The 22,348-nt window shown below is 69.3% G+C and carries 13 protein-coding genes and 3 pseudogenes; 5 read left to right on the forward strand and 11 right to left on the reverse strand.

Features of this window, described 5'->3' with window-relative positions; translation table 11 throughout:
- From ACH4SI_RS37345 to ACH4SI_RS37355, 3 genes and pseudogenes are all read left to right on the forward strand, one after another.
- The coding region (locus tag ACH4SI_RS37345) for an SDR family NAD(P)-dependent oxidoreductase (protein WP_398303910.1) at positions 1-3,384 on the forward strand (3,384 nt) is incomplete at its 5' end.
- Between the two features lie 76 nt (positions 3,385-3,460).
- Positions 3,461-8,803 (forward strand): annotated as a pseudogene (locus ACH4SI_RS37350) (SDR family NAD(P)-dependent oxidoreductase); the annotation flags it as partial.
- Between the two features lie 14 nt (positions 8,804-8,817).
- On the forward strand, positions 8,818-10,017 hold the full coding sequence (locus tag ACH4SI_RS37355) for a cytochrome P450 (RefSeq protein ID WP_398303912.1): 1,200 nt from the start codon (positions 8,818-8,820) through the stop codon (positions 10,015-10,017).
- A 60-nt stretch (positions 10,018-10,077) separates the two neighbouring features.
- Here ACH4SI_RS37355 and ACH4SI_RS37360 read toward each other — a convergent pair whose 3' ends face one another.
- From ACH4SI_RS37360 to ACH4SI_RS37390, 7 genes and pseudogenes are all read right to left on the reverse strand, one after another.
- Positions 10,078-11,379 carry a condensation domain-containing protein gene (locus tag ACH4SI_RS37360; RefSeq protein ID WP_398303914.1) on the reverse strand — a complete coding sequence of 434 codons (1,302 nt, stop codon included), beginning with the start codon at positions 11,377-11,379 and terminating at the stop codon, positions 10,078-10,080.
- Positions 11,376-12,764, reverse strand: coding sequence for an NAD(P)/FAD-dependent oxidoreductase (locus ACH4SI_RS37365; RefSeq protein ID WP_398303917.1), 1,389 nt, complete (start codon positions 12,762-12,764; stop codon positions 11,376-11,378). Before ACH4SI_RS37365 ends, ACH4SI_RS37360 begins: the two co-directional genes overlap by 4 nt.
- Positions 12,765-13,041: 277 nt before the next feature.
- Positions 13,042-15,786 (reverse strand): LuxR C-terminal-related transcriptional regulator, encoded by a 2,745-nt coding sequence (locus tag ACH4SI_RS37370; RefSeq protein ID WP_398304157.1) that lies wholly within the window; start codon positions 15,784-15,786, stop codon positions 13,042-13,044.
- A 46-nt stretch (positions 15,787-15,832) separates the two neighbouring features.
- Positions 15,833-15,982 (reverse strand): annotated as a pseudogene (locus ACH4SI_RS37375) (oxidoreductase); the annotation flags it as partial.
- 15 nt (positions 15,983-15,997) lie between these two features.
- Positions 15,998-16,564: a hypothetical protein gene (locus ACH4SI_RS37380; RefSeq protein ID WP_398303919.1), complete on the reverse strand. Its 567-nt coding sequence runs from the start codon at positions 16,562-16,564 to the stop codon at positions 15,998-16,000.
- Positions 16,565-16,813: 249 nt separating this feature from the next.
- The gene (locus ACH4SI_RS37385; RefSeq protein WP_398304159.1) at positions 16,814-17,356 is read right to left on the reverse strand and encodes a zinc-binding dehydrogenase; all 543 of its coding nucleotides are present in this window, start codon (positions 17,354-17,356) and stop codon (positions 16,814-16,816) included.
- Positions 17,353-17,907, reverse strand: a complete 555-nt coding sequence (locus ACH4SI_RS37390; RefSeq protein ID WP_398304175.1) for a zinc-binding alcohol dehydrogenase family protein — start codon at positions 17,905-17,907, stop codon at positions 17,353-17,355. The genes ACH4SI_RS37385 and ACH4SI_RS37390 overlap by 4 nt, the downstream gene beginning before the upstream one ends.
- A gap of 232 nt (positions 17,908-18,139) precedes the next feature.
- Between ACH4SI_RS37390 and ACH4SI_RS37395 the strand changes: the two genes are divergently transcribed.
- Positions 18,140-18,556 (forward strand): hypothetical protein, encoded by a 417-nt coding sequence (locus ACH4SI_RS37395; RefSeq protein ID WP_398303921.1) that lies wholly within the window; start codon positions 18,140-18,142, stop codon positions 18,554-18,556.
- A 19-nt stretch (positions 18,557-18,575) separates the two neighbouring features.
- Here ACH4SI_RS37395 and ACH4SI_RS37400 read toward each other — a convergent pair.
- A pseudogene (locus ACH4SI_RS37400) lies at positions 18,576-18,791 on the reverse strand (transposase); the annotation flags it as partial.
- 27 nt (positions 18,792-18,818) lie between these two features.
- On the opposite strand from ACH4SI_RS37400, the gene ACH4SI_RS37405 reads away from it, so the two are divergent.
- A complete protein-coding gene (locus tag ACH4SI_RS37405) occupies positions 18,819-19,496 on the forward strand; it encodes a hypothetical protein (protein WP_398304161.1) in 678 nt (225 codons plus the stop codon).
- Between the two features lie 158 nt (positions 19,497-19,654).
- Here ACH4SI_RS37405 and ACH4SI_RS37410 read toward each other — a convergent pair whose 3' ends face one another.
- The 3 genes from ACH4SI_RS37410 to ACH4SI_RS37420 form a co-directional block, all read right to left on the reverse strand.
- The gene (locus ACH4SI_RS37410) at positions 19,655-19,864 is read right to left on the reverse strand and encodes a DUF397 domain-containing protein (RefSeq protein ID WP_055557831.1); all 210 of its coding nucleotides are present in this window, start codon (positions 19,862-19,864) and stop codon (positions 19,655-19,657) included.
- 178 nt (positions 19,865-20,042) lie between these two features.
- Complete coding sequence (locus ACH4SI_RS37415) at positions 20,043-20,915, reverse strand: helix-turn-helix domain-containing protein (RefSeq protein WP_398303924.1); 873 nt, start codon at positions 20,913-20,915, stop codon at positions 20,043-20,045.
- A gap of 444 nt (positions 20,916-21,359) precedes the next feature.
- Positions 21,360-22,103 carry a GPP34 family phosphoprotein gene (locus ACH4SI_RS37420; RefSeq protein WP_398303926.1) on the reverse strand — a complete coding sequence of 248 codons (744 nt, stop codon included), beginning with the start codon at positions 22,101-22,103 and terminating at the stop codon, positions 21,360-21,362.
- Positions 22,104-22,348 lie beyond the last annotated feature (245 nt).

The raw sequence follows: 22,348 nt of genomic DNA on the forward strand, positions 1-22,348 counted from the left end.
CGTGAACTCACCATCCACGGGCGGCTCGCCACGGACCACGAGGAGCTGTGGCCCGAGGAGGAATGGACCCGGCACGCCAGCGGGATCCTCTCCAGCACCTCGGCCCCCGAACCCTCCGCACTGACCGTGTGGCCGCCGGAGGGCGCCACCGAGGCCGTGCCGGTGGAGGGCTTCTACACCGGTCTGGCCGAGAGCGGGTACGGCTACGGTCCGGCCTTCCAAGGCCTGCGGGCCGCCTGGCGTCAGGGCGACACGGTCTTCGCCGAGGTCCAACTCCCTGAGGCGGTACGGGAAGAGGCCGGTTCCTACACCATCCACCCGGCTCTCCTGGATGCGGCCTGCCAGGCCCTCGGTTTCGTCACGGACGGGAGCGGCGACAGCGCGGTAAAAATGCCGTTCGCCTGGTCCGGCGTGTCCGTGCACGCCTCCGGCGCCTCCGAGTTGCGGGTACGGCTCACCCGGACAGGACCGGAGACGGTCACCTTCGCCGTCGCCGACACCACCGGCAGGCCTGTGGCCTCGGTCGGCTCGCTCGTCATGCGGCCGGTCGCCGCCGGAGTGCCGCGCCTGACGCGCGACGGGCTCCACGAGGTGGTCTGGGACGAACTCCTCGATGCCCCGGCTGCTTTCGCGACCGAGTGCGCCGTCATCGGGGACGCGGACGCGGCGGCGCTGCTGGGCGCGCAGGCATACCCGGACCTGGCGTCGTTGGGGGAGGCGGTGCCCCCGCTGGTGGTGGCCGTGGTCGACGGCAACGGTACACGGGCGGCACTGGAGCAGGCCCTTGGCTGGGTGCAGGGATGGATGGCGGAGGAGCGGTTCGCCGGTTCCCGGCTCGCCGTCGTCACCCGTGGCGCGGTCGCGGTCGGCACGGGCGAGGTGCCGACGGACGAGGCGGGTGCCGCCGTGGCCGGCCTGGTGAAGTCGGCGGAGTCGGAGAACCCGGGCCGCTTTCTGCTGGCGGATGTGGACGGCACCGCCGAGTCCTGGCGGGCGCTGCCGACTCTCGGCGACGGCGACGAGCCGCAGATCGCGCTCCGCTACGGGCGGGCGTACGTGCCCCGCCTGGTGCGGGCCGGTGAGGCCGGTGGCTCGCTGCAGCCCCCGGCCGGGACGGACGCCTGGCGCCTGGAGATAGGCGAGGCCGGCAGCCTGGACGGGCTCCGGCTCGCTCCTGCCGAGGACGCGCAGGCGGCTCTGCTGCCGGGGCAGGTGCGGATCGCGGTCCGCGCCGCGGGCCTCAACTTCCGTGACGTCCTCGGTGCGCTCGGCATGTACCCCGGCGGACTCGACCTCCTCGGCAACGAGATCGCCGGCGAGGTGGTGGAGACCGGCGAAGGGGTGACCGGCCTCGCGGTGGGTGACCGGGTCATGGGTCTGGTGGCCGGCGGTCTTGGTCCGATGGTCGTCGCCGAGGGCTGGCGGGTCGTACGGATGCCGCGCGGCTGGACCTTCACTCGCGCGGCCGGTGTTCCGGTCGCCTTTCTCACCGCCCTGTACGGACTGCGCGAACTGGGTGGGCTGGCGGCGGGCCAGCGGGTGCTTGTGCACGCGGCCGCCGGCGGCGTGGGTACGGCGGCGGTGCAAGTCGCCAGGCTGCTGGGGGCCGAGGTGTACGCCACAGCCAGCGCCCCCAAACAGGAGTACGTGGCGGATCTGGGCGTGGACCGCACTCGCATCGCCTCCTCCCGCACCCTGGACTTCGCTTCCAGCTTTCCTGAGGTCGATGTCGTGCTGAACTCCCTGGCCGGGGAGTACGTGGACGCCTCGCTGGGGTTGTTGCGCGAGGGCGGCCGGTTCGTGGAGATGGGCAAGACCGACGTTCGGGATGCTGCCGCGTACGACGGCGTGACGTACCGGACGTTCGACCTGGGGCAGGCCGGTCCGGAGCTGATCGCCCGGATGCTGGGTGAGCTGGTGGAGTGGTTCGAGGCCGGGGAACTCACTCCGGTCCGCACGGTCGCATGTGATGTCCGGCGTGCGGTGAGCGCGTTCCGCTGGATGAGCCAGGCCCGGCACGTCGGCAAGATCGTCCTTACGGTGCCGCGTGCCCTGGACGCCGACGGCACAGTGCTGATCACCGGCGGCACCGGCACCCTGGGCGGTCTGCTCGCCCGGCACCTGGTCACCGAACACGGCGTACGACACCTGCTGCTGGTCTCCCGCACGGGAGAACAGGCCGCTCTCCGTCGTGAACTGGAGGAGCTGGGCGCCGAGGTTCGGATCGTGGCCTGCGACATCGCCGATCGCGCGGCGGTGGCCGAACTCCTCGACGGCATCCCGCCGGAGCACTCGCTGACCGGTGTGTTCCACGCGGCGGGTGTCCTGGACGACGGCGTGGTCACCGGCCTCGACTCCGCCCGGCTGGCACGGGTGCTGGCCCCGAAGGTGGACGGCGCCCTCCACCTGCACGAACTGACAGCGGAAGTGGATCTCTCGGCGTTCGTCCTGTTCTCCTCCATGTCGGGTCTGCTCGGCGCCTCCGGCCAGGCCGGGTACGCGGCGGCCAACATGTTCCTCGACGCGCTCGCCCAGCAACGGCGTGCCCAGGGCCTGCCCGGTCTGTCGCTGGCCTGGGGCTTGTGGGAGAGCGCGAGCGCGATGACCGCGCACCTGAGCGACACCGACCTGCGCCGCATGGGAGGGGCCGGCATGCGCGGGCTCACCCGCGACGAGGGCATGGAACTCCTCGACGCGGCCTGGCAGAGCGGCGAGGCGCTGCTGGCCCCGGTCCGTTGGGACCACCGGTTGCTGCGCCGCCTTGCCTCCTCGGGCGCCCGGGTGCCTTCCCTGCTGCGGAAGCTGGTGCGGGCGCCGAGGCGCCGTACGGTGCTGGAGAGCGCCAAGGACGGCGGGCTGCGTGAGCGGCTGTCCACGCTGTCGGAGGCGGAGCGCCGGGGCGTGCTCAACGAGTTGGTGGCGGGGAGCGTGGCCGCGGTGCTGGGCCACGTGGGAACCGATGCGGTGCCGGTGGACCGCCCGTTCAAGGAGCTCGGCTTCGACTCGCTGACCTCCGTGGAGTTCCGCAACCGGCTGAACGAGGCGACCGGGCTGCGGCTGCCTTCGACCCTGGTGTTCGACCACCCCACACCCTCCGCACTGGCGGCCCGGCTCGATGCCCTGCTGCCGGGTGCGGAGACGGCGACAACGGCTGCCGCCCCCGCCTCGCTGCACGAGGAACTCGACCGGCTGGAAGCGGTGCTGCTGTCACCCGCCTTGGACGGGGCGGAACGGGACGGCCTCGCCGCCCGGCTCCGAACCCTGGCTTCCCGGCTGGGCGAACCGGCTGGTCCGGCCGATGGCCGCACCGTCGCCGACCGGGTCCAGTCGGCCACCGATGACGAGCTCTTCGCTTTGCTCGACGGCAGGTTCGAGAACCCATGAGCCAACACGATCATTTTGCTGACGCGCTGAGGACGGCGATGTTCCGATGACTCAGAATTCGACGAACGAGGACAAGCTCCGTGACTATCTGAAGCGGGCGGTCACCGACCTGCACCACACCCGTGAGCAACTGGCCGCGGCCGAATCCAAGAACCGGGAGCCGCTGGCGATCGTGTCGATGAGCTGCCGCTTCCCCGGCGGAGCCCGGTCGCCCGAAGCCCTGTGGCAGCTGGTCCGGTCAGGTGGCGACGCGATCTCGTCGTTCCCCACCGACCGTGGATGGGACGTCGACGGCCTCTACGATCCGGATCCGGCGAGCAGCGGCACCACCTACGTGCGAGAGGGCGGGTTCCTGCCCGACGCGGCGGAGTTCGACCCTTCCGTGTTCGGGATCTCCCCGCGGGAAGCGCTGGGAATGGACCCGCAGCAGCGGCTGATGCTGGAAACCTCGTGGGAGGCCTTCGAACGGGCCGGCATCGATCCGGCATCGGCACGCGGCAGCCGGACCGGTGTTTTCATCGGAGCCTCCGCCCAGGGCTACAGCACGCTGTTCCAGGACTCGCCGGAGGAGGCCGAAGGCCTCCTGGCCACCGGTGACTCGGCCAGCGTGGTCTCCGGCCGGATCTCCTACACCTTCGGCCTCGAAGGACCTGCCGTCACACTCGACACCGCGTGCTCCTCGTCCCTGGTCGCTCTTCATCTGGCGACGCGCTCGGTTCGGCAGGGTGAGTGCTCCATGGCGTTGGTGGGCGGCGTCTCAGTGATGTGCACACCGGCGGTCTTCGTCGAGTTCAGCCGTCAGCGAGGTCTCGCTGCGGACGGCCGGTGCAAGCCGTTCGCCGCGGCGGCGGACGGCACCAGTTGGGGAGAGGGCGCCGGAGTCGTCCTCATCGAGCGGCTGGACGACGCCCGGCGCAACGGACACCCGGTGCTGGCCGTCATTCGCGGCAGCGCCATCAACCAGGACGGTGCCAGCAACGGCCTGACGGCCCCGCACGGGCCGTCGCAGCGGCGGCTGATCCAGCAGGCACTGGCGGACGCCCAGCTGTCGCCCACCCAGATCGACGTGGTCGAGGCACACGGCACCGGCACCGCCCTGGGAGATCCGATCGAGGCGCAGGCACTGCTGGAAGCGTATGGCGCCAACCGCGCCGCTGACCGCCCGCTCTGGCTCGGTTCCGTCAAGTCCAACATCGGGCATGCTCAGGCGGCGGCCGGTATTGCCTCCGTCATCAAGACCGTACAGGCGCTGCGACACGCCCATCTGGCCAGGACACTGCACGTCGACCGGCCGACCCCGCACGTGGACTGGTCCTCGGGCGCGGTGCAACTGCTGGTCGACGACCGGCCGTGGCCCGAGACGGGGCAGCCCCGCCGGGCCGCCGTGTCCTCGTTCGGGGTCAGCGGCACCAACGCGCACATCATCCTCGAACAGGCCCCCGCCGCGGAGGACCCGCCCGCCCCGGGCGGCCTCCCGGGACGGGGCCGCAGTGCGGCGCGCCGGGTGCTCCCGCTGGTGATGTCGGGCAAGACGCCCGAAGCCTTGCGGGCTCAGGCCGGGAACATGGTGTCCCATGTGCGCGAAAACCCGGATCTCGGGTTGGAGGGCCTCGCGTACTCGCTGGCCACCACCAGGTCCGCGCTCGAGCACCGGGCCGTCGTCGTGGCGGACACCCTGGACGGATTCCTCCGTGGTTGCGAGGCGGTGGAGCACGGCCGGACCCCGGCGTCCGTGGTCCGGGGCGTGGTCGGGGGGCGTGGCAAGACCGCGTTCCTGTTCACGGGGCAGGGCGCCCAGCGGGCCGGCATGGGCCGGCAGCTCTACGAGGCGATCCCCGCGTTCAGGCGGTTCCTGGACGAGGTCTGCTGCCATCTCGACCGCTACACGAAGCGGCCGATGAGGGACGTGCTGTTCGCTGCCGAGGGCAGCGCCGAGGCAGCGCTCCTGGACCGTACCGGATTCGCCCAGCCGGCCCTGTTCGCCCTCGAAGTGGCGCTGTTCCGCACCCTGGAGTCCTGGGGTGTGAGCCCTGACTACCTCGCCGGACACTCCATCGGTGAACTCGCCGCCGCGCATATGGCCGACGTGCTCTCGCTGGAGGACGCCACCCGGCTGGTGACCGCACGAGGCAACCTCATGGAATCGCTCCCCGCAGGGGGCGGCATGCTCGCTCTGCAAGTTTCCGAGACCGGGGTGCTCCCCCTCCTCGACGGCATGGACGGCCTGGTGTCCGTCGCCGCCGTCAACAGCCCCCACTCGACCGTTGTCGCCGGAGACAGCGACGCCCTCGCCGCCCTCGCCGACCAGGCCCGTGCTCAGGGCATCAAGGCCCGCCACCTCACCGTCAGCCACGCCTTCCACTCCCCGCTGATGGACCCCGTCCTCGACGCCTACCGCGATACCGCCGAACAGCTCAGCTACCACCCGCCGCGTATCCCGATCATCTCGACCGTCACCGGTCGGCCCGTCACCACCGAGATGTCCGAACCCGGTTACTGGGTCCGACACGCCCGTGACACCGTCCGGTACGCCGATGCCGTCGCCACGCTGCGGCAGCACGGCGCCACCGCCTACCTGGAACTCGGGCCCGACGCCGTCCTCACCGCCATGACCCGCGAACAGCTGGCGGGCGACGGCGCCTCGGGCAAGGAGCTCACTTTCGCGGCGGCGATGCGCGGGGACCGGCCGGAGCCGGAGGCCCTGAACAGCGCGATCTCCCAGATGTTCGCCCGGGGTACCAGGGTTGACTGGCGGGCCTTGTTCAGGGACGTGGACGAGGAGGTCGTCCAGTTGCCGACCTATGCCTTCCAACGCAGCCGTTACTGGCCGCGGGCGCCACTGGCCCGGCCGGCCACGAGCGCCTCCACGACGTCGCTGTTCCACCTGCGCTGGATCCCGGTGGCGGCCCAGGACACGGTGCCCCCACCGGACGACTGGGCGTGGCTCGCCGGGGCCGACACGTCAGGCCAGGGTTCCTCCGATCTGGCGTCCCTGGGGAAGGCGATCGACGGCGGAGCGGCCGTACCCCGCACGGTGTGTGTGCCGTTGCTGCCTCCGGCCGATGGCGCCCAGGATCCGGTCGCCGCCACGCACGACGTCGCCCACCGGGCGCTGGCACTGGCTCAGGCCTGGCTCGCCGACGATCGCTTCACCTCCTCCCAGCTGGTGTTCCTCACCCGCGGTGCGGTGCCAGTGACCGATGAGGAGCACGCCGAGGACTCCGTCGACGGTTTCGCACACGCCTCCGTCTGGGGTCTGCTGCGCTCGGCGCAGACGGAGAACCCGGGCCGGTTCGGCCTGCTGGACCTCGACCCCGGCGAGGCGGGGGAGCGGTGCCTGGTCCCGGCCGCCGCCCTGGACGGCGACGAATGGCAGCTTGCGATGCGCCGGGGCGTGGTCCACGCTCCCCGGCTCACTCCGGTCACGGCCGTGCCCAAGGACCCGGACCAGGCACCCGCGGGTTTCGCCGACGACGGGACGGTGCTGATCACGGGCGCCACCGGTGGTCTCGGATCGCTGCTGGCCCGCCACCTGGTCGTCGAACACGGCGTACGCCACCTGCTGCTGGCGAGCCGTCGCGGCGCCGCGGCGAGCGGTACCCAGGCGCTGTTGGAGGAGCTCGTCGGCCTCGGAGCCGAGGCCACCGTGGTCTCCTGCGACCTGGCCGACCGGGAGGCGGTGGCAGGCATGCTGGCCCAGGTGCCGGCCGCGCGTCCCCTGACCGCGGTGGTGCACGCCGCGGGCGTCCTGGACGACGGCGTGATCCCGTCCCTGGGCCCGGAGCGTCTCGACGGAGTATTACGGCCGAAGGCGGACGGGGCACTGCACCTGCACGAGCTGACCAAAGACCTGGACCTCACCCACTTCATCCTGTTCTCCTCTGCCGCCGGTGTCCTTGGCAGCGCCGGCCAGGGCAACTACGCGGCCGCGAACACGCTCCTGGACGCGCTGGCCCAGCACCGGCGGGCAGCAGGGCTCCCGGCCGTCTCGCTCGCCTGGGGAACGTGGGAACCGGGCAGCGGCATGACCGGCGGGCTGACCCGCGCGGACCGGGAGCGCATGACGAAAGGAGGCATGCCACCGCTGTCTCCCCAGCACGGTCTGGCACTCTTCGACACCGCCATCACTTCGGGGCGGGCCCTGGTCGTGCCGGCCATGCTCGATCTCGACGTGCTGCGCTCTCGGGCGGGTACGAACGTACCGGCACTGCTGCGCGACCTCATCGAGCCCGTGCCCGTGCAGCCGTCTGCCCCACGAGAGGCAGCCGAGGCACTCGCCCTGCGAATGGCCCACTGCTCGGCCGGGGAACGCATGGACGTACTCGTGGACCTGGTCCGAGGTGAGGCGGCCGCAGTGCTGGGACACGACGGTCCGGACGTAATCGACCCGGAGTGTGGACTGCTCGAAGCGGGCTTCGACTCCCTGACGACGCTGGAGCTGCGCAACCGGCTGGCCGAGGCCACGGGACTGGCTGTCCCGGCCGGCTACCTGTACGAGTACCCCACCGCGACCCTGCTCGCCGAACACCTGGCGGCCGCGTTCACCGAGTCGCGGCAGCCGGGCGTGGGGACCGGAGCCGACAGGCCGGCCGAGCCGCTGAGCGCGCTCTTCCAGCAGGCGTACGACCTCGGCAAGGTCACCGAAGGGATGGCCCTGCTCGGGAGCGCATCGAAGCTCCGTCCGACCTACGACACCCCGTCGAACCTCCGTGAGCTGCCGCAACCCGTTCGTCTGGCGCGCGGCCCCGAAGGTCCCGCACTGTTGTGCTTCTCCGCCATCGTGGCCCTGGCGGGTTCGCAGCAGTACTCGCGCTTCGCCTCGTCCTTCCGTGAGGAACGGGACGTCTCGGTCCTCTACGCGCCGGGGTTCTTCGCCGGGGAACTCCTGCCGGCCAGCCTCGAAACGCTCATCGACACCCAGGTGGAAACCGTGCGGCAGCAGGCCGCAGACGGTCCGGTTGTGCTCCTTGGCGCGTCTTCCGGCGGCTGGCTCGCCCATGCTGCCGCCGCCCGGCTGGAGGCACTGGGAACACCGCCTGCGGCCGTGGTCCTGCTGGACACCTACCTGCCCGACGACGAGTTCCTGACTCATGACCAGGACCGCTTCATCGGAGGGATCTTCGACCGGCAGGACCAGTTCTCCATCTGGGAGGACGTCAGCCTGTCCGCGATGGGCTGGTATCTGCGCCTCTTCGACGGCTGGAAGCCCACCACGAGCTCCGTCCCGGAACTGCTGGTCCGGGCAGCTGAGCCGCTGCCCAGCCGTTCCGGTCGCCCACCGGCGGCCGCCGCCTGGCGGTCGTCGTGGCACGTGGCACAGCACATCGTCGAGGTTCCCGGCGATCACTTCACCATGCTGGAGGAGTTCAACGATTCCACCGCGGATGCGGTGCGGCGCTGGCTCCTCGACATTGACTGATTCAAGGAGTCTCCGTGTCTCTGGAAACCCAGCTCCTCTCCCCGGAGTACCTGCGGAACCCGCATCCGCTCAACGCCGCATCGCGGTCTGCCGCCCCTGTTCAACAGGCCGTGACCTCGGAGGGTCTGTCCGTCTGGGTCGTGACCCGCTACGAGGACGTGCGCGCACTGCTCGCCGATTCCAGGCTGGGCAAAGGCATGACGCAGCTCCGCGAGGCGGTTCTGCTCAACGCGGGTGACAAAGAGCGGATGAGTCAGTTCACCGACTCCCTTACCGAGAACATGCTCAACAGCGACCCGCCCAACCACACCCGGCTGCGCCGTCTGGTCGGCAAGGCGTTCACCGCCGGCAGCGTAGAACAGCTCCGCCCCAGGATCACGGAGATCGTCGACGATCTGCTGGAAAGGATGAGTCCCGGTCAGGAGGTCGACCTCGTCAGTGCTTTCGCCCTTCCCCTGCCGATCACTGTGATCTGCGAGCTGCTCGGCGTGCCGAACCTTGACCGATCGTCATTCAACCACTGGTCCAATGTGCTGGTGTCGACGGCGGAAGCCGACGAACTGGCCGAGGCCGCCCAAGCGATGATCTCCTATCTGGAAAAGCTCATCGCGGACAAGCGAGTCAACCCCCGTGACGACCTGCTCACGAGGCTGGTGCAGACCACCGAGAACGGCGACCAGCTCTCCGAGACGGAACTCGTGGCGACGGCCTTCCTGCTGCTGTCCGCCGGGCACGAGACCACGGTGAACCTCGTCGCCGGCGGCATGCTCACCCTGCTCCAGAACCCGGACCAGCTCGCCCGGTTGCGCTCGGACCTCACGCTGCTGCCCGGCGCGATCGAGGAGCTCGTACGGTACGACGGGCCAGGCGGCATGGCGCTCCGGCACACCCTGGAGCCGGTCGAGGTCAGCGGGGTGACCATCCCGGCCAAGCAGGTCGTCCTGCTCTCGCTGTCTTCTGCGGGCCGCGACTCCACCCGGTTCAGTGACGCCGACCGGCTGGACATAGGCCGCCCCGTCGGGGGCAGCGTGGGATTCGGGCACGGTATCCACCACTGCATCGGTGCCCCGCTCGCCCGGCTGGAGGGCGAGATAGCGTTCCGGGGGCTGCTCACCCGCTTCCCCGACCTGCGGCTCGCGGCCCCGGCGGAGGAGCTGAACTGGCGCAACAGTGTGTTCATCCGCGGCCCGGAATCGCTGCCCGTGTTGCTGTGACTCGCATACGGGGAGGGCCCGAGCCGTCAGGCTCGGGCCCTCCCCGCATACGCCCGGCGGCTACACCGGCGCGAGGATCCGGCGGACGTCTTCGAGGACCGCAGCGATCTGCCGATGTGCGAAGCCGCTGGGGGAGTACGGAACCTCCAGAGCCAGCCGGCCCTCCACAGTGATCGCCGACACCACCAGCGGCCCCTGCCCTTGCTCCGGCGACCACGTCTCCGGTATCGGCACCCACCGCAGACCGCCCAACTCAAGCCCAGGGGGTGCGGGCAAGTCCGCGACGCGGCCCAGGTTGGTGAGCACGACACTGGCCGCCAGCAGAGCCGGGTTCTCGAAGAAGCGGCTCACCGCGAGAATCTCCCGTTCGGGATCACCCCGCTCGACACCCGTGCGCAACCGGTCGTAGACCAGCCGCCCGATGGCGAACACGTCCGCCCACGGGGAGACTTCGACGATGTCGTAGAACGACGCGGCGGCCATCACCATGGTGTTCTCCGCCAGGGGCGGAGTGACCCGGCGTCGGAAGTCGACGGGGGACGCCAGAGACAAGGGCAGGGGGGCTTCGCCCGCTTGCAGGGCACGGCTCACCGCGATGAGTATCGCCGCCGCCACCACGCCCTGCACCGAGATCCCGTTGGCCCGGGCAGATTTGACGAGCCGCGTCGTCTCGTCGGCGTCGAGCCGCAGTGTCCGGACGCGGATCCCGTCCGGCTCGGGCGCTCCCACATCCGGGTCCCGTAGATAGGGCAGCAGCACCGGGGGACGGCGCTTCGCCTGCTCGGCCCGGCCGGCCGCGTAAGCGATGATGTCAGCCTCCGGGTGATGGCCGAGACGGGTTTCGATGGGCGCCGGGTGGCTGTCGGCCAGGGGTTGCGAGGGCACCACCGCCCCTTCGGCCAGCGCGGCGTACGTCTGCCACACCGCCGACAGCAATGCGACCACGCTGCGGCCGTCGCAGATCCGGTGATCGACATGGAGTACGAACGTGTCCTCCCCTACGCCGCGCAACAAAGTGGCGCGGACCAGCGGGCCGCCGGGTTCCAGCCGACTCCGCATTTCCTGGTCGAGGTCCCAGGAGTCGGCCCGGCGGACGACGAGGCCGGGCGGCCTGTCGTCAAGCGGATCCAATACCAACTCGGTGCCGTCCGGCGATATCCGACTTCGCAAGGAGGGGTGCGCGGCGACGGACGCGGCGAAGGACCGCTCGAGCAGATGTTCGTCGGCATGGCCCCTAACCGTGCACAGCGCCACGATCCTGGTGAGACCTGGCCCGGAGAGCATGAGCTCTCCCATGGAGAGCTTGCGTCGCGTGTTCGGTTGCACGTTCTTTGTGCCTCCCGTTGTCTGCGGCCCGGTCACTGAGGCAAGCGGACGAGGAATTCCCGATCACGGGAGGTGAGAGGGGGGCCCGTGAGCGGCGGCCGGGTGGGGCCGAGGAGTGTCTCGAAGACAATCCGGGGCTTCATCAGCCGGGTCAGCGGAGCAGAGAGGGTGAACGCGTCGCTCACCGCGGCGGCCACTCGGGGGCGGTCGGCTGCGGTCTTGGTCACGCGGTTGACGTAGAGCCGCAGCATTCGCTCGGCCAGCCCCGGCTGACGGCCGGCCGCGTTCGGGTAGAAGACGTCCTGCCCCGTGGCCAGAGTCCAGGCGTTGTCGACGGCGCCCGCCACGGCGATCTGTGCGGCACGGCTCGTCCCGGGCGCCAACCCGTCGCTACGCAAGGTGCCGCGCAGGGCCGATGCGCTCATCGCTGTCACCGACATGCCGTGCCCGTACACCGGGTTCAGGGCAGCCGCGGCGTCGCCGAGCACCAGGAAGCCCTCCGGCCAGTCGGTGAGTTCCTCGTAGTAGCGGCGGCGGTTGACCGTAGTGCGGGTGGTGTGGATCTGCCCGATCGGCTCCGCGTTCGCTATGAAGTCCCCGATCACCGAATGCCGCAATTTCCGGGCGAACTCCACGAAGCCTTCCGGGTCGCGTGGCGGCTCGTACCCACGGGTCCCGGTCAGAGTGACCATCCACTGCCCGTCCTCGATCGGCAGCAGCACCCCGCCCTGGCCCGGCCGTTCGTCTTCCGGATCCGGTAGTACGTTCACGATGGGAAAGCCGCTCTCCGCCCCGGTCGGCGCGCGGAACCGGCGGGTTGCGTAGGAGAGTCCGATGTCGACCTTCTTCTCGCGGACGGCGGGCAGACCGAGCGCCTGGAGCCAGGAGTTCGCGCTGGATCCACGGCCGGTGGCGTCCACCACGAAGTCCGCTTCCAGCCGGAGTGCCTCCCCGGACGACCGGTCCTGGGCCTGGACCCCGGTCACCCGGCCGGCGTCGCCGTCGAGCCCCTGGACATCGACACCGCCGCGCAGGGTGATGCGGTCGTCATCCAGGACGAGGCTTCGCAGCACCCAGTCGAGCAGCGGCCGGCCACAGGTGATCATGAACTGGTTGCCGGGCATCCGCCGTGTCCACCCCTGGCGTGAGCAGGAGACGAGCCCACTCGGCACCTCGGTCCGGTGCGCCCCGTAGGCCAACAGACGGTCGATGGCTCCGGGGACCAGCGAGTCGATGGTCCGTGCGCCGTTCGACATCAGGATGTGGGAGTGAAGGGTCTGCGGGGTGCCCTTCCTGGCTTCCGGGCCATCCGGTATCCGGTCCCGGTCCAATAACATCGTCTCGTCCACGAAATTCGTGAGTACGGATGCGGTCAGGGCACCGGCCAGGCCGGCGCCGAGAACTATTGCGCGGGTCGTCATATCCGTCCTTCTTTTCTGTCTAGAGAACAGAGTTGTCCGGTCTGGCTTACGACCGTATTTCGTGGAGACGCCACGGGGAGCACGCGTGAATCCCTGGGCGCATCGGTTGCCGGAATTCCCGGAACGATGTTTCACCGTTCCGGACATTGCCGCGCAAAGTGCAGGGGGGTATTGGGAACGCGCTGTGCGCATGTCAGGCAGACTTCTGGGACGTTCGTACGGCGGGCGGAATCCCCAGGTCTCGGCGGAGGCGGCACGCAAGCCTGCGCCGGCACGGTCATGCCGCCGGGTCGGCCGTGCGCCAGAGTCCTGCCCGAGCCTCATGCCGTCTGGGAGAGGGCCAGAGGAGCTCAGGTGGCAACTGCTGTCGGCTGGTGATGTCGAGCTTGCGGTACACGCGGGTCAGGTGCTGCTCCACGGTGCTCATCGTGATGAACAACTTGGCCGAGATCTCGCGGTTGGTCAGCCCCCTGGCCGCCAGCGCGGCAACCTTGCGCTCGGCTTCGCTCAGCTTGGTAGCGATGTCCGCTTCGAGGTAGTCGAGTGTCGAGGACACGCCCTCCTCGGGTGGGTGGCGATGGGCGGAGCCGATCGGCTCGGGCGGGACCTGCGCACCGCAGTCGCCTGCGATCTGCCGTGCCATACGACTGAAAGCCTCGGCACGCCTGCCCCAGCCCAACTCCTCGTAGGTGGACGCCGTGTCGGCGAGGACCTTGGTCAGTTGCAGGCGGTCCCCGGTCTCCCGCATCCTCTCGGCGGCCTGGAGGAGCAGTCGTGTCCGCTCGCCCGGTGCGGCCAGCAGCGCGCGGACATGCAGCACTGCGCCGTTCGCCGCCGCGTCGGCGCCGGCCGTCGCACTGTCGTGCTCGGCCAGTATCCGTTCTGCCTGCTCCCGATCGCCGAGCCGGAGCCAGGCATGGGCAGCGTCCACCTGCCAGGGCGGCTCTGCCGACGGAGTCAGACCCCAGCGCTCCGCGAGCCGGCCGATGCTGAGGAAGTCGGAGAGCGCGAGGTGGGGTCGGTTGATGGCCAGGGCGTAGCGACCGCGGGCGCGGAGATACGCGAGCCCGTAGACACTCCGGAACAGCGCCTCCGGCAGCGGGCGGTCCAGCAGATGCGCGGCGTCCTTGTAACGTCCCATCTCGGTGTAGACGGTGATCAGGACGGTGACCGGGCCGCCGTGCAGCCAGGTGCTGGACGGTTCGGCGGCGCGGTCCAGGGCCATCCAGGCGAACGTCTCCGCGTCGGTCAGGTTGCTCTGCCGCAGCGCTATATCGGCTCGCACAGCGGAGAACAGCCGATGCCAGCCCAGTACACCCCGCTCGGTCGCGTTCTTCAGGAAGACGTCACACCAGGCGGCCGCCAGGTCCGGCCGGCCGGCCCGCGTGAGCGAGTTCAGTTCGCCGAGAATGAGACTGAGCGTCATGTCGGACAGCGGCGTGATCCGCAGCAGGTTCTCCGAGTCCTGGAGATTACCGGGCTTGCTTTCCAGCCCCTTGATCCAGGCGGTCAGCGCCCCCAGCACGTCATGGGGGGAGTCGCTGTGGGCGAGGTCTTCTTCGGACAGGGAGTCCGCAAGAGCGACGGAACCGGCACACCAGGCTGACAGGACACCGGTCACCGGGTAAAAGGACCACGGCCACGTGTCGCCGACGCCCTCGACGTCCGTCGTATCGCGGAGACCACGCAGAGTGGGCCGTAGTTCCCGCAGCAGTTCTCCCGCTTCCTCCACACGGCCCAGGCTGATCAACAGCTGGACCAGCAGAACGGCATCGGCAGGGCAGAGCTCGGATCCCGGTGCCCGTTCCCCGCGGTAGCCGTTGAGAGCGTGGTGTTCGACGCAAGAGGGGTCGACGCGCCACTTGACGAGTGTCCGCTTCAGGCGGATGCGGCCCCGTTCCCAGGAATCGGTGGAGGCGGCTTGGGCCAGTTCGAGGTAGGCGTCGGCTTGTTCGGCGGCGTCCGCGTCCAGCGCCTCATCGGCGGCGTCCCTCAAAGCGGCCACATGCCAGTCTTCCGTCGCCGAGCCCGCTTCGAGCAGGTGCTGGGCGATGGTGCGGCTACCGGCACCGTGCCGACTGAGCAGTTCCGCGGCTTGGTGGTGCAGTTCGGCGCGCTGCCCGGGGCCGATGGTGTCCAAGGCTGCGCGCTCGACCAAGGGGTGCCGGAAGCGGTAGCCGTCGACCAGACCGGCCGAGGCCAGCGCGAACATTCCGCGTGCTGTCTCGGCGGCGTTCCGCCCGAGCAGCTCCTTCAACAGCTCAGGCCCGGAATCCCTGCCCAGGATGGCGATGCCGACTGCGAGGCGCGACACCGAGGGGCCGTAGCCCTGCACGCAGTTGACCGCGGCCTGCGCGAAGAGCCCATCGGCGGCAGGCCACGGCGTGTCCTGGCAGACGGCACTGTGGATCCGGTGCTCCTCTAACAGTGCCCGCACGAGCAGGGGATTGCCGCCACTCAGCCGGAACACGTCGTCCAGGAAGATGTCGTTCGATGGCCGGCCCTCCGGATCACCGACCAGCTCGGCGATCTGGTCCCGGGTCATTGGGCGCGGCGCGACCCGGTGGAGATGGGGCTGCCGCAGGAGCTCGCAGTGGAACTCCGGGCTGAGTTGTTGGCCGAGCGTCTGCACGAGGATGAGCATCAGCCTGCTGGACCGGAGCCTGGCCCGCGTGGCCTCCAGCAGCCAGCGCCAGCTTGGGTTGTCGAGCTCCTGTGGGTCGTCTACGCAGATGACCACTGGTGACTGCTCGGCCAGGTCCTCAAGCCGGGCGCAGAACTCGGTGAACTCGGCGGTTCGTAACGAACTCATCGAACTCACGCTGGGAACACTGTCTAACCCCAGGTCGCAGGCGTTCACCATGACCGCCCCGGAGTCCTTCACATGGTGGCCAAAATGTGCCAGCACATTTCCGTATCCGATTCCTCCCTCTAATAACACGGTCACCGCCTTGCCGATCTCACATTCGGCAAGCAGTGATTTCAGCAGATTGAATTCCGGGTCTCGCCCGAAGAGGTGCATCTTCAATCCCCATTCTCCACGACACTCTGTGTGGGTCGGTTCGCGCTCACCACAGCTCCACCACCAGAAGCGGCGGCTTCGCGCGCGCCGCAGGCGGGATCTGATCGCCGGCCGCCTTCTCCCGGGCGGACAGGCAGTGGACACGGTGGTCGGGTTCGCCCTCGATGGCCCGCAGGAGACAGGTCCCGCAGATGCCCTCGCGGCAGGACGCCTACAGGGGCACACCGTTCTCCTCCAGCACGTCGGCGATGCTCGTGTCCGCCGGGACGGTGCAGACCTCGCCGGTGTCCAGTTCGACCTCTGAGCTCTCGCACCCGGCCGGGAGTTCACCGGCTTGGAACAGCTCGCGGTGGACGTGGGTCCCGGGCAGCGTGCGGGCCGCGAGGGCGGCGACCTGGTCCATGAAGCCCTGCGGGCCGCAGAAGTAGACGTGTACGGCTGCCGGGAGCGCGGCGAGTTCCGTAGCGAGCACCTCGGCCGCCGTCTGCCGGCCGAGACCGGGGTGCAGGACGATGGTCAGCTGCGTACCGGGAGCGACCTTGTCGTGCAGGGCCTGGGAGCCACCTCGGGAGTCCTCTTCGCGTTTGACCGCCATGGTGTAGCCGCCGCTGTCCTCTGGCGGGCCGCACAGGGAGTACGGGCGGGTGATCCCGGTGGGCCCGTCCACGTCGATATGCGCGCCGGCCGGGCAGGAGTCGAGGGGGATGCCGTCGGTGCGGACGAGCCGGGGGGTCTTGATGGTGTCCGTCTCGTCGGAGACGTCGGCGACACTGAACATCCGTACGCCTTCGCGTTCGTGAGGGTGGGGGGCGGCGCTGTCCGTGCATGTAGAGGCCGCCGTTGGCGTCCCAGCAGGCGCCGGTGACCGCGTCCGCGTGCTCGGCGCTGAGCAGCAGGCACATGTCGGCGATGATCAAAGGGACAGGTGAACAAGGGACGGTGAACAAGGGACAGGTGAGCAAGGGGTAGCCGAGTCGGCCCGCCGGGATCGACGCCTCGATCTGCGCGAGTCGCCAGAGCCCCCGCGTCAACGATCACCGAGACGGGCACGTGCAAGGTAGCGCCTCAGTTCACGGGAAATCACTAGCCTCGAAGTCTGGGGCGGCTCGTCTCGGGTGATCGAGCGGGGGCGCCGCACTCTCGTTCCAACCGAGGGTAAAGGGTAACTTTGGCTTCTAAACCACCCGGCGGTATCCAGACAGAGCTTCCCTGTGTGCGTCCGAGCGGCCAGAGCCGCGTGGGCAGCACCTGCCTCGTTCAACGGATAGACCTGACCGAGGACCGGCCGCAGCGAGCCGGCGCGCACAGCGTCGAACAGCGCGTTCATGCTGGTGGGCAGGGCGTTCCGGTCGCTGTACAGCGACGGCAGCCAGAATCCGGAGACGGTGATCGAGCGCTCCATCAGCACCTTCGTCGATACGTCTGTCGTCTGGCCCGACGCGTATCCATACACGGCCAGTCGGCCGCGCGGGGCGAGAGCGGCGACGATGGAGTGGAAGGTCGGTCCGCCGGTCATCTCCAGCGCGACCTGGACCGGGCCGCCCGCCACCTCCTTGATTTCCTCGGTCAGGTTCTCGCTGGTGGAGTCGACGACTGCGTCCGCGCCGAGGTCTTCCGTTGGCGCTTCTCTTTGGTACTCGCCAAAGCGATCACCTTCGCGCCGATACTCTTGGCCAACTGGACGGCTATGGAGCCCAAGCCGCCCGCGGCGGCCGGAATCACCACGGTCTGGCCTTGCTGCACACCGGAGACGGTGTGCAGCAGGTGGTAGGCCGAATTGCCCTGGAGACACAGCGCCACTGCCTGCTCGTCACTCACGTCGTCCGGCACTTCCCATGAAGTGCGGCGGTGGACGTGGGCCTGCTCGGCGTAGCCGCCGCCCTGAGTAAGCCCGACGAAGCGCTTGCCATCTGCCGTGCGGCCGACCACTTCGTTGCCGGGAATGTAGGGCAGAGTCACGGGGGCAAGATAGCTGTCTCCGTGTACGTGCATGTCCGCGTAGTTCACCCCTGCACGGCTCACCTGCAAGAGATGATGGGCGGCTCGTGGCTCAAGGTCGGGGACCTCGACCGCCTGTAGCACCTCCGGACCACCGAACTGCTCCATCCTGATCGCGCGCACACTTCTCCCTGCTGCGGGTCTGGATCTGGCTATGTCTGCCTTTCCAGGCTATACCATGGAGTTGACGCTTCCGGGAAATTCCTGCAAACGCCCTTCGCTATTCGCAAGGGTAGGAATCAAGGCGCAGGGAGGGCGATGGTCCGCCGGGGCATATGGCTCGCCTACTTATCGGGGGATGGGCCGCAGTCGCGCAATAGAGAGTAGGCGAAAAGAAACCGCGGGGGCGATAGCGATGACGGTGCCGGGCGGGAGCCGGCGGGAGAATCGGAACAGAATATTGGATAGGGATCTGCGGGGCGCGGAATCCCTGGACAGTTCCTACGAATTCGCAGATCATTCCGGAAATGGTGAGATCCGGGGTGACGGGAAACGGGGTGACGGTCTCGCTCACCGCATCGAGGAGAGCGAGCGTGATGACCCGAGCGGGGTGTGGCTCTCCGCCGCGGACGGAACCGTACTCTTCCATCCAGTCTCCACAGGTACGAAGGGGCTCCAGGGCTGGGCGGTGCCAGAGGCCGGCTCGGCGGAAGAAGCGGACGAGATGACACTCGATGCAGCAAGCCAACTGATGCCCCTACTTCCGCGTGAACTGATCGCGGAATACCTCCAGGTGGGCCCGTACCGTGATGGCGGCGACGCTGCTTACTGACCTTCAAAGCGTGGTGTCGTCATGGTGGCTTGCGCTGGAGACCTGTGCCGGTGAGGCAACCGTCGAGGACATCGGGGCGGTACTGGAGCTGGCGTAATCCGCGTCGGACAGCGGTGATCAGGTCGTCAGCGTCGGCGAAGGTCCGGTTGGCCAGGACGGTGCGCCGCAGCACGGACCAGATGCCCTCGACGGGGTTGAGATCGGGTGCGTAGGGCGGCAGTTGGACCAGAGCTACGAGGACGACCACTTCATCGCGGGCGCGATGGCCATGCCGTGGATCTACGCCGGCCGCCGCTGGGTCGCCACCCGCGACCTCCAGCGCCTGCGCTACCCGGCGAAGTCCGCGGTCGCCCAGCCGGTCACCGCGGGCTGCTACCTCTCCGTCTACTGGCTCACCGAGGACCGCTACGCGGAGCACATGCGGTGGACGGTCGGCATCAACAAGCGGCTGAACCGGGACGGCCGGGTGTTCCAGGAGCGCACGCACGTCCTGACGGCCTTCCACGACCGGGAGGCGACCGTCTACCGGGACGGCGCGGCCGGGCCGCGCGACCATCACGCCCTCGACCATCCCTACGCCGGGCTGGTCCTGGAGGTCGTCGAGAGCGAGAGCCCCGAGCGGCGCGGGGAGCTGCTGGACTGGCTCACGGCCCGCCATCTGCCCCGCCGCCTGGCCGGCTCGCCCGCCGCGCTGGTGACCGTCTTCCGCCCGACCCCGCTGCCGTCGAACCGGATGGCATACGTCAAACAGGTGGAGGGCGTCGACACCAGGCTCACCCTGCTCTGGTTCCTGGAGCGCGACCCGCGGATGTGCTGGGAGGAATATCTGACGGGTCTGGACGCCGATGTGGAGCGGTCCGGACTGGGCCGGGTGGAATTCGTCGCGCCGTTCATTCCGACGATTCCCGGGACCGACCGCTATGTCGCGGGACTCCGATGAAGGCTTCGGTGAAGGCTTCGCCGAAGGTAAGGGAGACCGAAATGCGACGAGCCCTCTCGGCAGGGACGGCGGCCGGTCGAGAGGGCTCTGTGGCGTTACTGCGAAACTGCGGCTCTACGGGTCCTGACCGCGCTGCCGCGGTCGGTCGAACAGCAGGATCAGCCGAGGTCGAAGGCTCCGCCGTGGACGTCGGCGACGAAGGCCGACCAGGAGGCGGGGGCGAAGCTGAGCGTCGGTCCGTGCGGGTCCTTGGAGTCGCGCACGGCGATCTCGTCGACGACCGGGGAGGCGACCTCTACGCAAGCGCCGTTTCCTGCGGAGTACGAGGATTTCACCCACGTACTCGTCTTTCCCTGCTGAATGGACACAATTGCTCCGATGCGTTCTGTTGAGGAGATGCACCCCCGTTTGGAGGCGAGGCCGACGTTACTCGTCAACATCGTGAGGAAAGGTGGCCATTCACTCGACCGGGTGGCATATTCCACCGGCCTCTTCCACGGCGGAGTGCGGAGGTGTACGCTCCGCGCTCGCTCGCGACCGGCGTCGTCAGTCCTCCCCGTGCCGACGCGCGTGGTCCTGCGCCACCTCGGTGATGAACTGGCGGCTCTGGTCCACGTTCAGCGCCTGGGCCCGCAGATGCTCGTACATCATGCTGTAGCTCTGCACGTCGGTGAGCTTCTCCAGATAGAGGTCGCTCGTCACGCCCTCCAGATAGACGACGCTCGTGTCCGACTCGTCGGAGAACTCCAGGATGGTGAACTGCCCGCTCATGCCCGGGTGCGAGCCCATGCCGAACGGCAGCGCCTGCACCGTCACATGCGGCTCGTGGCTCATGCGGACCAGGTACTCCAGCTGGTCGCTCATGATCTTGTGGTTGCCCACCACGCGCCGCATCGCCGCCTCGTCCACCACGGCCCACAATCGCAGCGGGGTCAGCGGGTCGGTGATCCGCTCCTGCCGCCGCAGCCGCACCTGCACCCGCTGGGCGATCTGGTCCGGGGCGACCTCGGGCAGCGCCCCGCTGATGACCGCCTCGGCGTACTCCGGGGTCTGCAACAGCCCCGGCATCACCTGGGGTTCGTAGACCCGCAGGGACGCCGCGTCCGTCTCGAACCCGATGTAGACGCTGTACGGGACGTCGCCGAAGGCGTTCCACCAGCCCTGTTGGCGCGACTCCTTCGCCATTTGCATAAGCGAATCGATCAGGGCCTTGTCCTCGACCTTGTAGGTCCGGCAGAGGTCGCGTACATCGCGCTGGCTGATGCTGCGCCGGCCGTTCTCCAGTCTGCTGATCTTCGACTGGGAGACCATCAGCTCCTCCGCCACCTCCTCCGCCGTCATGCCCTTCTCCTGGCGGAGCCTGCGCAGTTCCTGGCCCAACCGGCGTCGCCGGACAGTGGGGCCGACGTTCGATGTCACGGGACGTGCACCTCCGGCTTCGTACTGCTGATACATGCTGTTCAGCAGCCTGCCACTACCGGACCCGGCCGCGCTGGGAAATGGCCCGACAAAGACCGTACAAAGGGCGATCGAACGCGCGCGCGGGGCGGCGGGACGGCCGGTCGTCCGGAACGGCCGTCCCACCACCCCGCGCTTCAGCGGCTCCCGGACCGGGTCGGTGGGGACTGCGGTGCGGTCGGTGGTGCGTGCTGTATCGGTTCTGCGGGCTCTTGCGAGTCCGGTTGGTGCTCCGTGGTGCCCTTGGTGCCCTGTCGTGCTTTGCCGTGCCCTGCAAGTGCCCTGTGGTGCGCTGTGATGCCCTGTCGTGCGCTGTGGTGCTCCGGAGGCTCCTTCCGGGTGCCGGAGCCGCTCAGGGATGCTGTGTGGCGTCCTGGGGCGCCCTGGGGGCCTCCTGGTGATGGGTCAGCGCGCTCCGACGCGGTCCATGCCGCGGCGGGACGGCTGTGCCGGGACCCCGGCCGCGGGCTCCGCGACGCGTGCTCCGGGCTGTCGGCCTGCGGCCGGTGCGCGCCGTGGCTGCGCCGCGACACCGTTCTGCACGTCCAACACAGCGTGCGCCACCAGACCGCCCATCGGGTCGTGCCTGATCAAATCCCGGAGCCTGGAGCGCGAGGAGCGCCCCTCGTTCCCGGGATACAGGTGCTTGCCGAGCCCGACCGCATGGGCCAGGGCGGCGAGCGCGGCGGTCCGCGGGTCCGGCGGTACGCCGGTACGGATCGCACTGTCCAGCCGGGCCCTGATCTCCCGACTGATCGCCGTGTCCGTCGCCTGGTAGCGAGTCGTCGGCAGTACCCCGCACATCTGGCCCGCCACGGCATGCACCATGCCGCACCGCTCCAGGTGCGTGAGATACGTCTGGCGCAGCCCCAGCCGGGGCCCGCCGATCCAGTGGACAGCCCGAACCGGACTGCCGCGACGGCGCAGCAGTTCCAGTGCGGAGTCCAGAGTTGGATCTCCGGTCGGCCGTGGCAGCACCACGGCGATACGATCCCCGTCAGGGGCTATCCGTCCGGCCAGAGCCAGCTCTACTAGCTGTGCCCCGGCCAAGCCGAGGTCGAGCGACTGCGGCTGCGCCGTGGTACCCGTGGTCGGGTCCAGGGCCAGCAGCAGAAGCTCCTCCGGAATTGTTCTGCGGCTCCTGCCCATCCATGCCTCCCCGCGTGGATGAATGACAGGGTGACCCCTGCCACATTGGTCTGTCGAGAGTGCCTGGTGGATTTGGGCGGGAACCGGTAGGTATGTCTTTCTCGTCTAGCGGGTGAGCGATCACCCTGAGGCGCTCTCCGGCGGTGGCGTTGTACGGCTGCGCGCCGGACACACAGGACACTGGTTGATGGTTGGAATGCGGGACGCGGCGTCAGGAGGCGCTCGGCGTCCCGTGTGACGTATCG

This window comes from Streptomyces sp. NPDC021212, assembly GCF_044332925.1.
Lineage (GTDB): Bacteria > Actinomycetota > Actinomycetes > Streptomycetales > Streptomycetaceae > Streptomyces.